Origin of the sequence: Paenibacillus brasilensis, from assembly GCF_009363115.1 — a bacterium.
GTDB lineage: Bacteria > Bacillota > Bacilli > Paenibacillales > Paenibacillaceae > Paenibacillus > Paenibacillus brasilensis.
In genome coordinates, this window is sequence record NZ_CP045298.1 from 5299823 (window position 1) to 5313229 (window position 13407).

General features: G+C 48.0%; 10 protein-coding genes and 4 pseudogenes. 2 read left to right on the top strand and 12 right to left on the bottom strand.

The window, feature by feature from the left end:
- Nucleotides 1-375: 375 nt before the first annotated feature.
- A pseudogene (locus tag GCU48_RS25050) lies at nucleotides 376-1455 on the bottom strand (serine hydrolase domain-containing protein); the annotation flags it as partial.
- 542 nt (nucleotides 1456-1997) lie between these two features.
- On the opposite strand from GCU48_RS25050, the gene GCU48_RS25055 reads away from it, so the two are divergent.
- The gene (locus tag GCU48_RS25055; protein ID WP_244315948.1) at nucleotides 1998-2240 is read left to right on the top strand and encodes a Rossmann-fold NAD(P)-binding domain-containing protein; all 243 of its coding nucleotides are present in this window, start codon (nucleotides 1998-2000) and stop codon (nucleotides 2238-2240) included.
- 89 nt (nucleotides 2241-2329) lie between these two features.
- Here GCU48_RS25055 and GCU48_RS27215 read toward each other — a convergent pair whose 3' ends face one another.
- The 10 genes and pseudogenes from GCU48_RS27215 to GCU48_RS28510 form a co-directional block, all read right to left on the bottom strand.
- The gene (locus tag GCU48_RS27215; RefSeq protein ID WP_167518773.1) at nucleotides 2330-2470 is read right to left on the bottom strand and encodes a hypothetical protein; all 141 of its coding nucleotides are present in this window, start codon (nucleotides 2468-2470) and stop codon (nucleotides 2330-2332) included.
- 301 nt (nucleotides 2471-2771) lie between these two features.
- Nucleotides 2772-2966, bottom strand: a complete 195-nt coding sequence (locus tag GCU48_RS28505; protein ID WP_244315949.1) for a hypothetical protein — start codon at nucleotides 2964-2966, stop codon at nucleotides 2772-2774.
- Complete coding sequence (locus tag GCU48_RS25065) at nucleotides 2944-4170, bottom strand: MFS transporter (protein WP_152381837.1); 1227 nt, start codon at nucleotides 4168-4170, stop codon at nucleotides 2944-2946. The genes GCU48_RS28505 and GCU48_RS25065 overlap by 23 nt, the downstream gene beginning before the upstream one ends.
- Entirely contained in the window at nucleotides 4167-5300 is a 1134-nt protein-coding gene (locus GCU48_RS25070) for an MGDG synthase family glycosyltransferase (RefSeq protein WP_152381838.1), read from the bottom strand. Before GCU48_RS25070 ends, GCU48_RS25065 begins: the two co-directional genes overlap by 4 nt.
- Nucleotides 5301-5322: 22 nt before the next feature.
- Nucleotides 5323-6024 (bottom strand): polysaccharide deacetylase family protein, encoded by a 702-nt coding sequence (locus GCU48_RS25075; protein WP_152381839.1) that lies wholly within the window; start codon nucleotides 6022-6024, stop codon nucleotides 5323-5325.
- Between the two features lie 30 nt (nucleotides 6025-6054).
- Nucleotides 6055-7221: an MGDG synthase family glycosyltransferase gene (locus GCU48_RS25080; RefSeq protein WP_152381840.1), complete on the bottom strand. Its 1167-nt coding sequence runs from the start codon at nucleotides 7219-7221 to the stop codon at nucleotides 6055-6057.
- Between the two features lie 24 nt (nucleotides 7222-7245).
- Nucleotides 7246-7767, bottom strand: a complete 522-nt coding sequence (locus GCU48_RS25085) for a phosphatase PAP2 family protein (RefSeq protein ID WP_152381841.1) — start codon at nucleotides 7765-7767, stop codon at nucleotides 7246-7248.
- On the bottom strand, nucleotides 7745-8383 hold the full coding sequence (locus GCU48_RS25090) for a YqaA family protein (protein ID WP_244315951.1): 639 nt from the start codon (nucleotides 8381-8383) through the stop codon (nucleotides 7745-7747). Before GCU48_RS25090 ends, GCU48_RS25085 begins: the two co-directional genes overlap by 23 nt.
- Before the next feature lie 140 nt (nucleotides 8384-8523).
- Entirely contained in the window at nucleotides 8524-9153 is a 630-nt protein-coding gene (locus GCU48_RS25095; protein WP_152381842.1) for a YkoP family protein, read from the bottom strand.
- 1097 nt (nucleotides 9154-10250) lie between these two features.
- Nucleotides 10251-10466, bottom strand: a pseudogene (locus GCU48_RS28510) (serine hydrolase domain-containing protein); the annotation flags it as partial.
- Between the two features lie 436 nt (nucleotides 10467-10902).
- On the opposite strand from GCU48_RS28510, the pseudogene GCU48_RS25105 reads away from it, so the two are divergent.
- A pseudogene (locus GCU48_RS25105) lies at nucleotides 10903-12695 on the top strand (response regulator).
- A gap of 193 nt (nucleotides 12696-12888) precedes the next feature.
- Here GCU48_RS25105 and GCU48_RS25110 read toward each other — a convergent pair.
- Nucleotides 12889-13253, bottom strand: a pseudogene (locus GCU48_RS25110) (cupin domain-containing protein).
- Between the last annotated feature and the right edge of the window lie 154 nt (nucleotides 13254-13407).

A 13407-nucleotide genomic window follows, 5' to 3' on the forward strand; every position in this document is an offset into this window, starting at 1 on the left:
TCCTTGAAGTCTTTTTTAAATAGAAATTGTAGGCTGGTGCAATGTGTAGGTTAGTAATATTACGTTGTCTATACCTACTATGTATTTCCTAAAATTCATATATATTCTTAATCTCTATATCGAATTTGCATCTAGCCTATTTTACCGATTTCGGCGGTAAACAATCTGTTGGCGGGAGTGGTAAAGAAGTCGATAGTAGAGCTCACCGGCCGAATATAAAATACGCCGTCGTTATGTCCCTCGTGCATCTTATCTATTTTGAAGTCGTTTTATTCTGAATGCGGACATATGTGCCTCGATTGCATGAAACGACGGTTAATTATAGCAGAAACCGACATCCGCCCTCAAATAAAGGGCGCGATGTCGGCTTTAAACTTAACGGCCAAACTCCTTATCGATTATTTTATTGTGAGCCGGCGTCACTTCCTGGGCTACCGAGTTGATGCACGTTACCAAAATATGCTGCCCGCCTAGAGATCCGAAGGCTCTCGATTCAAATCCGAAAGTACCGCCGGCATGCCCCCAGTATGATTGCCCGTCAGCTGTTTTTATTTCATAAATCCCTAGTCCGACTTTACCTATAGGTGAATCTACTGTCGTGAGCATCTGGTCCATCATCTCTTGATTTAGAAGTTTTCCGCCCAACAGCGAACTGAAAAAGGTGGTCAAATCTTTGGTTGTTGAGACCATATCTCCGGCTGCATTTGCCCATGATTGGCTTATTTCTGTTAAATCGTACAAATGACCCGATCTGTCCATATTATATCCTGTGGCATGCTTACCCGGAATATCGTGACTATTTTCCATTACAAATGTCCCTGTCATCCCGAGCGGTTCGATCAACCTTTTCCTGATCTGCTCCGCATACGTATCTCCTGTTACCTTCTGAATAATTTGACCGGCTAGTAAAGTATTCATGTTCGAATAGTTCCAGCCCTTCCCTGGCGCATATACAGGCGGCTTTGCTAGTCCCATGCTGATAAGCTCGTCGGACGAATAGTAACGGAATGGATTTTGAGGCAAGGTAATATCTCGAAAATCAAGATCAGTATAGCTCGCAAGCCCGCTTGTATGGTTCAATAACTGACGAATCGTAATTTTGTTGCCGTCATACCCATTACCCTTTATGACCCCCGGCAGCCATTTTTCGACCGAATCATCCAGGTTCAATTTTTTCTCCTGAGCCAACTGCAATACAACGGTAGCAGTGAATGTCTTCGTGATGCTTCCAATACGGAATGAAAAATCCGGCTCCACCGGGCGTGGTACTTCGAAACTGGCTGTACCCGTAGCGTAGGACCAGCGTTCCCCATCCTGTAGCCCGCCTGCCACGACACTTGGAACTCTTTTGTTGGTAACTACTTGATCCATGACGCGTTTGACTTCTTCCCGATGCTTTCTTTTCTTTTCTTTCTCGTTGGGTTCTTTTGCGGATTCCGACGATAAAATATTGTCGGTAGTGGCAGCTTTATCGATAGCTTGATAAGTTGCCGTCTGACCCTCTGCGTGGACAGTTCCATAAGCCAGTGTACCCGCCAATATAGCTATTAAAGTAAGTGTAACTCCTTTTCGAATGGTGAATGATTTCATAACGAATCGCTCCTATTATTTTAGTATGTTGTTCTGCTTTACCCCCTCACCTTACCTCCGATATTGTTAAATCGAACAGTGATAAAACCGCCAAGCTTTTGATGACACCGTACTTGGCACCTGTCACATATACCGCATGACAAACTGTCAACTGTCTTATATGACGTGCTTGTTAAGATAGAGGATCGCTAGTACAAAAGGTGTTAGGACAACAACCTTTACCGATAGGCAAAAAACATACCCAGAATGAGTTGTTGTTCTAACTATGTTATTGATAGAGCTCATACAACTTAGTTAGCAATGGATAAACTAAACTACCACGACAATTAAACAAGAAGACTTCACTGGAAATTCCAGCAATTCATTTAGCAGCAATCTCCAAATTCATTGCTCTTGGCGTCGGCGATGTGGGCATTCTGTTCCGCGAGATCGCCGAGGTCATCGGGCGGCAATTGAACGTGCCGACGGTCAGCACCACACCTGAAGAAGCTGCTACCCATTTCGGCTTTCTAGGCCCCATTGCAGCATTCGACAGCGCAGGCGTGTTCAACACTGCGCAGGCGAGTCTGGCAACACGGGAGCTTCTGGGCTGGAAACCGATGCAGCCCGGACTGATCGCCGATCTCGAAGAAGGGCATTATTTTGCATAAAAAAAGGGGGGTGTACCAACAGCCTTAAATGGCTGCTTGGGACACCCCCTTATAATTACTTCGACTTTAGCTAATTGCATCTGGCTGGACTATGTTATGACGATCGTTGCGCTGAATTGAACTACTGCGTCCCCATTCGGCAGGAGAAGATGGGCGGCCAAGTCCGACTTCTCCAACACGGTTTTGCCGTCCGGTAGCTTCTTCCGCATCATCATATCGCCGTGATTCACTTCCCTCCGCTCCTTACGTTCCCTTTACTGCGACTCCCCCTCGCGCTTCGAACTTGAACCAGCAACCACACCCCCGCGTGAAAAGCCACTCCGATAAAAAAGAACTTCAAATATTGCTCAATGATGCTGAACATATATTGCCACTGCTCCCCGAAGAAATAGCCGATTGAAAAAATGCAATGACCCATAGAGCGCCACCGGTATAGGCATATAGAAGTCCTGCTTGAGGAAGAGCCAGCGGCCGTAACGCTCGATCACAGGCATACTTGCCTTGTAGCCAATCACGTACGTGATGGTGACCCTATAATTCCGTCAGGGCCATCGCAAAAGCCAACAGCCCATGAAGCACATCTTTAGAGGCTAAGAAACCGGTATAGGTCAAGGTGCTGTTGCCCGGCGGAACGGGGAGCGCGATGAAGTCCAGCGGCAAGCCGATGAGCAAGACCAGGTATCCATATTCGTTAAACAATTGTTCAACTAACCCGATCAGGTCCATGAGCATTCTCCCTCTTGTGCTGCAAAGTCCCGCCAGCCGAGACAAGCTTGTTTTCCGGCAAAATCAAATAAAAAAGTGCAAGAACCGCCAGTAAAGCAACGCTGATGCTAATGGCAGCGGCATTCGTATACTGGCTGGCTATCCATCCCCCGATGACCGGGCCAATCATAATACCGAGCCCTTCAATCCCGGAGAGTACTCCCCACCCGGTCCCCTTCTGATCCTCCGGAACAAGGTACGACAGCACCGCATTCCAGGCCGGAAGCACGGCTGAGTAAGACAATCCCAGCATAAAGGCAAACAGCATCGTTAATGCAGGCGGCGGCATGGATACGATTAACAGAGCCAATACGACCGTAAGCGATACGAAACCGGCGAACAGCATTTGCTTGTGCCCCCATCGATCGGCCAGCTTCCCCATCGGGACAAGAAACAGCATCGCGCCGGCCCCGCCTAATATGAGCATTAGCGAATATTGCGGCTGGCTCAGACCGAGATTGTCAGCGGCAAAACCGGGCAGTATCGGCAGCAGCAGTCCTGCGGCGGTCATCTGCAGGACCATGCCTGGCAGCAGCCATTTCAGCTGAACGAGTCTTCTTCGCAGTCCTGTCGCTTGTTCGGCAAAGCTGACGTTCTGGAGATGCAAGGGGGTTGTTCTGTTAATCCCGAACGATGCGATGCAGCCGACGGCGAGCAGCGCAACCATCAGCCGGAAGGCAGGTTCGAAGCCATAATCGAAGGTGAGATTGATTGTGACCGGCCCCAGGCCGATGCAGGCCAGCCACACGGTGTATATCGCCCCAATCTGGGCCGCCCGCTCCGTCAGCCGGATTTTCTCCAGACAAATGAGCCATATAGGCGACGCCCCCATCCCAAGCATCACGGAACCAGCAACGAGCCCCCAGGCATACGGACTAAAGAACACAGCGGCTAGTCCGGACAGCATCAGGACGAAAGTGGCGGGCAGCAGCCAGCGCAGCGAAAACCTGTCCAGCAAATATCCAGCCACACATTTAATCAGCGTATCGGCTGTATAATGAAGCGAGACGGCAAGACCGACCAAAGCAACGGTTTGCCCGGACTCGTTGACGGCAAAGTTCGGTAGGAACGAGAACAAGAAAGCGCTTCGGACAAACTCTGTGCAAAAAAGCACCGTGAACAGCGTCAGAGTAGAAAGCTTGAACGCGCTCCTCCCGCTCATCATATTCCACCCCTTCTTAAGGGACTTGCCTCAGGAAACAAATGCCGAACAATATGGTCCGCAGACGTTTTCTGCCTTGCTGCGAGCAGCCCGTTCATCATCGACTGCTTGATCGGCTCAGAGGAGATCATCGCTTGTATCTGCAACACCAGATCATGAATCGTAAAGGCCACGACTGCCGCTCCTTTGCGCTGCAAATACAGGGCATTTTCCTTCTCCTGCCCCAGAAACGGATTTAGGATGAAAATCGGAACCCCGGCCTGAATCGTCTCGGATAGTGTAACGCCTCCCGCTTTCGTGATGACGCAGCAGGCACTGCTCATCAGAACATGCAATTGATCGGTGAAGCCGAATACATCCACTCTTGCATCATCCGCCCAGCTCTCCGCAAGCCTCCGTCTCCATCCTTCCTGCCGGCCGCAAATCACTTGAATGCGGACGCCTGACAAGAGCAGCAGCTTCCCGATGAGCCTCGATAGCGATTGCAATGTGCCGCAGACGTTGGCCATAAGCAGAATCACATGCTCATCTGCTTCTTTAACGGAGCCGGAACCGATCATTGCCGCATCATAAAATGACTCCCTGACCGGAATTCCGGTCACGGTAATACGACTCTCGGGGACGCCCTGCCTGACCATAGCCTCTTTCACGTCGCTGGCAGGGACAAAATAATGATCCGGCTTGGCGAACAGCCATCTTCGGTGAACGTCAAAGTCCGTTATGACAACAGCAGTCCGGGGACTGATCGCAGATAATGCCTCGCTGCTTGGCAAGCTGCCGAACGGGAATGTATAAATGATGACTTCCGGCTGGTACTGGAGGATGATTTTCTTGAGCCTCTCGCCACCAAGACTGTTCATCCAGGTTGCGATCTTTCCCTTCATGGGAAGCTGGTTGGTCAGATGGTAGGTCCATCCGTAATAGGGAATGCCCAGGCTGGCTGCATGCGGGCTTTGCCGGTACAGAAAGCGGATTATTTTGTTCAGCACAGGATAAGCTTCCCGGAACAAGTCGACAACCGCCACCTGGCTATAACCATTGCGAATCAATCTTTGCTGCAACACCTTGGACACCTGATGATGACCTTCTCCGTAATCGGCCGTTAAAATTAAAATTTGTGGTTCCTGTCCCACTATTGTCACCTCATTTCACTTGTCAAGCCATTTCATCCAGACGAACGAATTGCAGGTTGCGTCCCTGTAATTGATGCAGTACTTCCTCCAGAGCCCGAAGCATAAAATATGGCGCGTGACGGTCCGCTCCCGGCGAATCTCCGCTGTCATGCAGCAAAATAACAGATCCGTCCGTAATTCCGTTCAGCAGCGTTGCCTTCAGCTTCTTGCGGCAGCTTTTGCTGCGCCAGTCCCCCGCCTTCAAGGACCAGAGTACGATGCGGTACGATTTGGGATGAAAGAAATCGAAAGCGTTCATGAGCCCCCATGGCGGACGATAGTGATCCGGCCTTTTTCCGATTATGGATTCAATAATATCTGCGGTCCGTTTCATATGATCACGCCGCACCGTCCAAGGAAGCATCAGCCAATTGGAGGTGTGATAGTAATTGTGGATTCCAATCTGATGACCTTCACGATCCATTCTTCTGATCAGATCCGGGTGCAGTTCCGCCTGCGAGCCAAGCACGAAGAATGTGGCCTTCACTTGATAGTCCTGCAATAAATCCAATAATTCCGGTGTATACCTCGGATGCGGCCCATCATCGAACGTGAACGCTACCTGGTTCTTGGTCGTTCCCTTACGAAAGGCTCCAAATTTGATCATTCGTGGCAAAAAACTAGGAATTAGCATATACAGACTGATGAAGCCTATGAGCCCAATCAACAAATATTTAACAAGCAACGTCTTTATCCCCCTTAGTGAAAATTAAGCTTAAGCATACTGCTGCAAGGAGCAAACCCATTTTTCTTCCTGTGTATCGCTCTGCATGCTCAGAATTTGCATGACCGCATGTCTGGCGGAATCCTGCTGTCTGCACAGCCCTGCTTTCTCCCTCATTTCTTTCAATAGGGAAGGCTGTTGAACCAGCCGCTGAAGCTGATCCTGCAAATTGTCAATCTGACATAGATACGCTACTCCCGCTTGAATCAAATAATCGGCATTATCCTTTTCCTGCCCCAGCCGTGGCTCCAGCAGCAGCATGGGAAGCTGAAGCGCCAGCGCTTCGGAGGTCGTCAGTCCGCCCGGCTTGGTAATCAATACGTCTGCGGACGCCATCCATTCATGGATTCCCTCCAGGAAGCCTGTCAGCATGACGTTATCCCTGTCTCCCAACGCTTCATGCAGGCGGTTCAGCAGCTTCACATTGCGTCCGCATACGATGACAAATTGCACGTTAGGGGGAAAAGAGTCAGATTGCATTTGCTCGATGAAGGATTTATCGATAATCCCGCAGCCGCCGCCCATCACCAGCACGACAAAGGCGTCAAGAGCCAAAGCCAGCTTCTCGCGCAGCCGGTCTTTATTGTCGGTCTGACTGTAGGATGGGCGAACAGGGATGCCCGTTACAGCAATTTTGTGGTCAGCAACGCCTTTTCTCTGCAGAGCTGCACGCACGCCTTCGGAGCCAACCAGATACAGATCCGTAAACGGATGTATCCAATAGCTGTGATCGGAATGGTCGGTAATGACCGTTGCCGCAGGCAGATCCGTCATCCCTTTTTCCTTAAGCAAGGAAATGGCGGCTGATGCCAGCGGGAACGTGCTGACAATCAACGTCGGCTGTTCCTCATTCAGAAGTTTGAGCAGCCGCTGCAGGCTGGTCGTGAGAAAATGCTTCAGGAAGAAAGTAAGTGTACTGTCCGTCCGGGTCTTCTGATACATATATCCGTATGAGGAGGGAAAATGCTTCACCCATTGCAGGAAGCAATACCGTTCAACCACATGCATGCGGGGATGGATCCATTGCATAAAGTCGACCACCTCTACTCCCAGTTTGTACAGCACCGATGCCTCCAAAATCGCCTTGGCCGCCTGCATATGTCCATCCCCGAGCGCGCCGGACAGAATCAGCAGCTTTTCCCGTTTCATGCTATTCATCAACAATCGCCTCCTTCGTGAAATTTAACTATGCATGAACAAAACTACCAGCACCGCCGTTAGGAATCCGACCATCCCACCAGCCACACAATCGATTGGATAGTGATAGCCCCAATAAACCCGGGATATGGCCACCAACAAGGCCAGACCAATCAAGACAAGCATAATTGCCGGCGATGAGGCCAACACAAAAGGTGTAACCAGGGCGAAAATAGCGGTTGTATGGCCGGATGGGAAGGAATAATCCTTCAACGGGAATTTGCCTACCTTTACCTGCTCCAGCTTGCGGAAAGGCCGGTCTCTGCGCACCTTTCTCTTGATCAGGACAGCAACGATATGGCTAACGGCCAGTGCGATCAAGCTTTGCAGCCCGATTCTGCTGAACTCCCCCTCGGCGAACCATGCCAAGGACACTGCGCAAATGATGGTAAACAAAGCTCCGCCCAAATGGGTAATCCATCCGAACAATCGGTCCAGGGTCCGACTACTCAGCCGATGGTTGCACCAGAAGAACATCGTTTGATCAATTCGCCTTATCCACTGCATCCTGCTTTCCACCTCCGTTCCCTGTTTTTTCGATAAGTTGATGTTCATCCCTTATCTTCCTCCGCTCAGACAGCTTCCGTATCAAGAACCATATTGCCGCAATCGCTACACCAACGCCCACCAGCATAATCGTGAGAACTTGGTTCACCATATTCTCTGCCGCGCGGCCATATATATAGAAGAGAAAACCGACTACATAAAACTTCACCGCCCGACCAATGGCGGCATAGCTGAGCAGCTTCCATAACGTATAATTCATGCATCCGGATAAAATCGTAAATATTTTAAACGGGATCGGAGTGAACGATCCGATCAGGATTGCGGCCTCGCCGCGGCGGGCAAATAAGTCGCTTGCCGAATCCAGCCATTTTTTCTTCATTACACTGCCCAAAATATGCTTTCCCGACACCTTGCCGATCCAATAACCGATCGGTGTCCCAAGCAGGCTTCCGGCAAAGCCAACCGTAGCGAGCCATAAAGCCGACTCCGGTTGCACCGCGCTTAAAGAAAGCTGCAGGAAGAACGCCGGGATGGGGAAGATAATCGCATCGAGCATAGCGTGAATAAAAAGTCCCGTCGCTCCGAAGTTCTGTAAAAATTCCATAATTTTATCCATGAATGCCTACCCGCCTTTGTTACAGAGCATGATGAAAAATAGGTTGCCTCTGGGTGGTATGGGTTTCCAATCGCTGTGTTCCAACTCCATACCGCCCTCCAGGAACTTACTCACCACGCTCTTAGTTTCTTTTGTTTTAATTAATTGGAGCTTGATTTGGGTGGACATAACTCCTTTGAAACGGACTGTCTCTTCATCGTCATAAATCGGTTCCTCAGCGAGCTGCGGGAGTGAATCAGCATCATCGGTATCAATTGTTCGGTCTTGCGGCCAATCCGCTTCTTGCCTTCAGGGTGCATGACGGATAACAATAATCGTAGATAAGCCGTTGTAATGCGTTGGAACAGATCGGACTTCATCGGTTGTTGTTCGAAACCAAGACCATGTATCAAACCACGATGAAGCAGCGTAATGCCGACTAACGCCTTCACCTCTCTGAACTCCGGCTGACTTGCGAATGCCTCGCTGATCTGCTGCATGGATTTCCGTGTAAGCCGGGCCGTCATGAGCGCCGCGCGGTCTGAGTCTTCGGATTTGATCAGCATCAGAATCGTTTCATTATTGAGATGGAGTTCCCCGACCAGATCGCCTTTATTGATGATGGTGGAGTCCGCACAGACGATGCTCTCCCCTCGGTGTTTCTTAATCATGACTTTGCAAATTCCAAAGTGCGATGTATGCGAGCCGCGAAAGCGTGAAATCCAATCGAACCCTCTTTCCCACACCATCCAGACCGCCTGCATTGAAGATTTGCGTAAACGAAGCAACATTGATCCAACCATCCTTCATTCTTATTTTAATCGACAAATTCCATTGAAATTGTCAAAACTGAAATAATATTTCTATGTGAATTCCTTATTTCTGTTAATTTTATGATAGAGGATTTAACCAAAAGAGCATACGGGCTGAGCTACTGGTTGGTGGCCCGTCTTGAGACGGGGCCGGATACATCCGGTTGCCTACTGTATATGATTAAGTATGAAAAACAAAGCATAATTAAACGTAAAGAAATTCTTAAGAAAAGGTTAATTTTCGTTTGGGGTTGGGGGTCCGTCACTCAATTTGATGCAAATCGCTGATCGCTCAAGTTTAATTTGATATATAAGTGCGACCAAAAATAATTTCGTTACATGCTAGTTGAGATTCATTTGCACTCCTAACAATCAAATCAGGTAATACTGTTAGGATGGCTTCTCCTTCTGAAAAGTCCGGATGATCCGAACAACATCGGTACGATGCGCATCGGAAACCTTCAATTAAAGCAGTGTGCAGCACGTGCCGGGAAAATGACGGAAAGTCCCCTCATAGACATCTTCTTCAACAAACCCTACAACCTAAGGATTCGTCGCCCTCTTACGGCCGAAGCTAAACAATTCGTTCAGTTCTGCGTCAATTGCCAGAGAGGCATGGTATAAGGAGCGGCGGTAAACTTTTTGATCAGCGTTGTGAACAATGTGCCGGTATCGGTCAGCAACACATATCGATAAAGCCGGTAGCCTATACGCTTCCAGAAACACTTAAACTTTGGTAAGGTAAGTATCAGAGTAGCAAAGGTCGGAATGGTATTGAAAATCTGCCATATACTAATTTCTGATATTCGATGTTTCGTAAGGGGCGATTTCTTTTCTTAATTTTCTCTGATTATCCATGGTTCCTCCTAAGGTAACAGCTCCCGCATTTTTTGATTGAATTACAAGTCAAAGAACTTTCACTCGTCTCCTGCCTCAAGGTCGAATTTAGATCGTCTGTCTCCTGGTAAACAACCAACCGCCTGTCAGAAATATACAGCTGAATAAGAACGTGAGTCCAAATCCCTGAAGTAGCGAATCGTTAAAGAGCATCGTTAGGAATCCGTCTGCCACCTTAATGTCTTCGTGATGCTTCCAATACGGAATGAAAAATCCGGCTCTACCGGGCGTGGTACTCCGAAACTGGCTGTACCCGTAGCGTAGGACCAGCGTTCCCCATCCTGTAGCCCGCCTGCCATGACGCGTTTGACTTCTTCCCGATGCTTTCTTTTCTTTTCTTTCTCGTTGAGTTCCTTTTTTGGTTCTTTTGCGAGCTCCGACGATAAAATATTGTCGGTAGTGGCAGCTTTATCGATAGCTTGATAAGTTGCCGTCTGACCCTCTGCGTGGACAGTTCCATAAGCCAGTGTACCCGCCAATATAGCTATTAAAGTAAGTGCCACTCCTTTTCGAATGGTGAATGATTTCATAACGCAATCGCTCCTATTATTTTAGTATGTTGTTCTGCTTTACCCCCTCACCTTACCTCCGATATTGTTAAATCGAACAGTGATAAAACCGCCAAGCTTTTGATGACATCGTACTTGGACCTGTCACATATACCGCATGACAAACTGTCAACTGTCTTATATGACGTGCTTGCTAAGCTACGTTCTAACCGCTGTTACCCCACCCTCTTTCGCTTGACGGATCGGGAAGTTATATTGCATGATAGGTCTGAATCATTCGGAAATTGGTTTGCAAAAAAATATAAGAAGGTGTGTGTAATTCGTGTTCTCGATAATGAAAAAAAGGGTCTGGTATGATTGGATACTTGTGGCCATACGAACGCTTTGGCTGGTCATTATCGCAAGCGCTGGTTTTGTCGATCCGTCATTAACCGTTGTGTCGCTTTGGGTTGTACTTTCTCTTGCTTTCGTCGTTTATCTCGTTCCATTAATCATCCTCTATAGGAAAGAAGACTGGTATCTGACAATCGAAGTCACGGTAACGGGCTTTTTTATCTTTATTTAGCCTACGCAGCCCCGGGATTGCTTTGGTCTTTTGTTTTACTCGTGATAACTATCGGCTTGACGAGCAGTCGAAGAACCTATGTGTGGACAGGTATCCTTAGCGGAATCGTATTCCCAGTATTGAACAGTTGGATTGCTGATCGTCTCCCGTATGAGCTTATCGTTAGCTGCAGCCTTGGTTTTGCCATCGGCTTCGCGTTTAATATTTTAATTCAGTCCCATAAGCAAGGCCGAATTATTCAAGAGCAAAAGCTGTTGCTGGAGCAGCATATTAAGCGGATTGAGGAACTTACGCTGATAGAGGAGCGCAGCCGGCTGTCACATGAGCTGAATGACACGATTGGCCATACGCTTACCTCGCTCATCGTCGGCGTCGAATCACTGCGATCGTCCTTACCAGATGCGCAAATAGAGAGGATCGATTCGCTTGTCGGAATTGCCCAACACAGTCTGGTTGATATCCGAAAGCATCTGCATCAGCTCTCTCATACTCCGTTGAACCATTCGTTAAGTGAATCGCTGCGGCAACTAACTGAAGATTTTATGAAGTCAACAGGTATAACGGTCAAATTCCGTGTGATCGGCAGTGAGACTCTCGTTATGCAGAAAATAAACATTTGTTTATATCGTTGCCTTCAAGAGTCTCTAACCAACGTGGTTCGGCACGGCAAGGCGAGCGTGATATCCGTTCAGTTACATTTCAATAGTCAGCAGCTTCGATTACAGATCGAAGATAATGGCATCGGAATGGAAGAAATCCAATTTGGATTTGGGCTCAATGGAATGAAGGAACGACTTGAACTATTTCACGGCACGGTGTCCGTGCATTCCGAGTCAGGACAAGGAACTTTCGTCATATGTAATATTCCGTTGCAGACAGAGCCTGTACATGATGCGATCCGCCTGCTAATCGTTGATGACCAGGTGATCATTACCGACAGCTTGAAGCAAATTTTTGATCAGCATGCTGATTTTAACGTCGTTGGTACAGCCGGGGACGGGCGCGAAGCATTAGAACATTGTGATCGCTCCCAACCAGATATCGTGCTAATGGATATTCGTATGCAGGGAATGGGCGGGATTGAAGCTTTACTTGAGATGAAACAACGATGGCCTGATATGAAGGTTGTGTTCATGACAACGTTTGAGGATTCCTTGCAGGCAGCAACTGCATTGGAGCGCGGGGCAGAAGGCTACATGCTGAAGTCGATTCATCCGCGGGAGATGAAGGAAGCCTTGAAACTTATTTATAATGGAGGAACCTGGATCGACCAATCGGTCGCTACGCGAGTTTTCGAAGAGATGAAGCGTCAACGTGAGCAGTTGGAGAAAATCGGTTCAAGTCAGGGAAACTACCCGTACGGGCTTACGAAACGCGAGATGGAGATTCTGGAGCATCTGTCGAGCGGACTGCGCTACAAATTGATCGCCGCCAAGCTATTTTTATCGGAGGGAACGATCCGCAATTACTGCTCGATTCTCTACTCGAAACTTGGTGTCAACAACCGCGAAGAAGCAATAGAAATGGCGCGAATGAAGAATATCGTGTAGCTAAAGAATTTCCCGATGGTACTCACGATATGGGGGTCACCTCACGAAACGGAAAAAATCGTATGCTAAGCAATACGTTGCAGAAAAAACCCGGACCCTTACAGGGGAATCCGGTTCTCGTCATAGCAGCAAGTGAAGTTGAACTATCGTTTCCCGTTACTTTAGCGATGTAATCGAACTGAAGCTAAATGCATTAGATCCAAATATCATTGACTGCAGTTAATTCTGACTCAGTCTCGCCAGTGTTTACTACTTCTCTGGGCTCTACCAACATGATATGACACTCCTGGTTAGCGAAAGTTTTGTGTTCGGCACCCTTGGTATAATAAACATCTCTCCTTGGGAAATCTTTACTTGGCCATCGCGGAAATCAATGAACATCTTCCCTTCGAGCACGATAAACACCTCGTCGGTATCTTGATGATCGTGCCATACAAAATCCCCATCTATCTTGACCAATTTAAATTGATAGTCATTCATTTCACCAATGACTTTCGGAGACCAATGTTCATTGAACTTAGATAATTTCTCATTCAGATTAATAGATTGGTAATTAATGATAATTATTCCTTTTTTTGATATTCAATATATCATATTATTGACTTGGTTTGTTGTTAACTATCCTGCCCGTTCGTATTATGAGATCAACCAATTCTTTCTGGTTGATCCTTTTTGCATTAACTTCGAGGATTAAGGGTAGCCGGGTCGAACG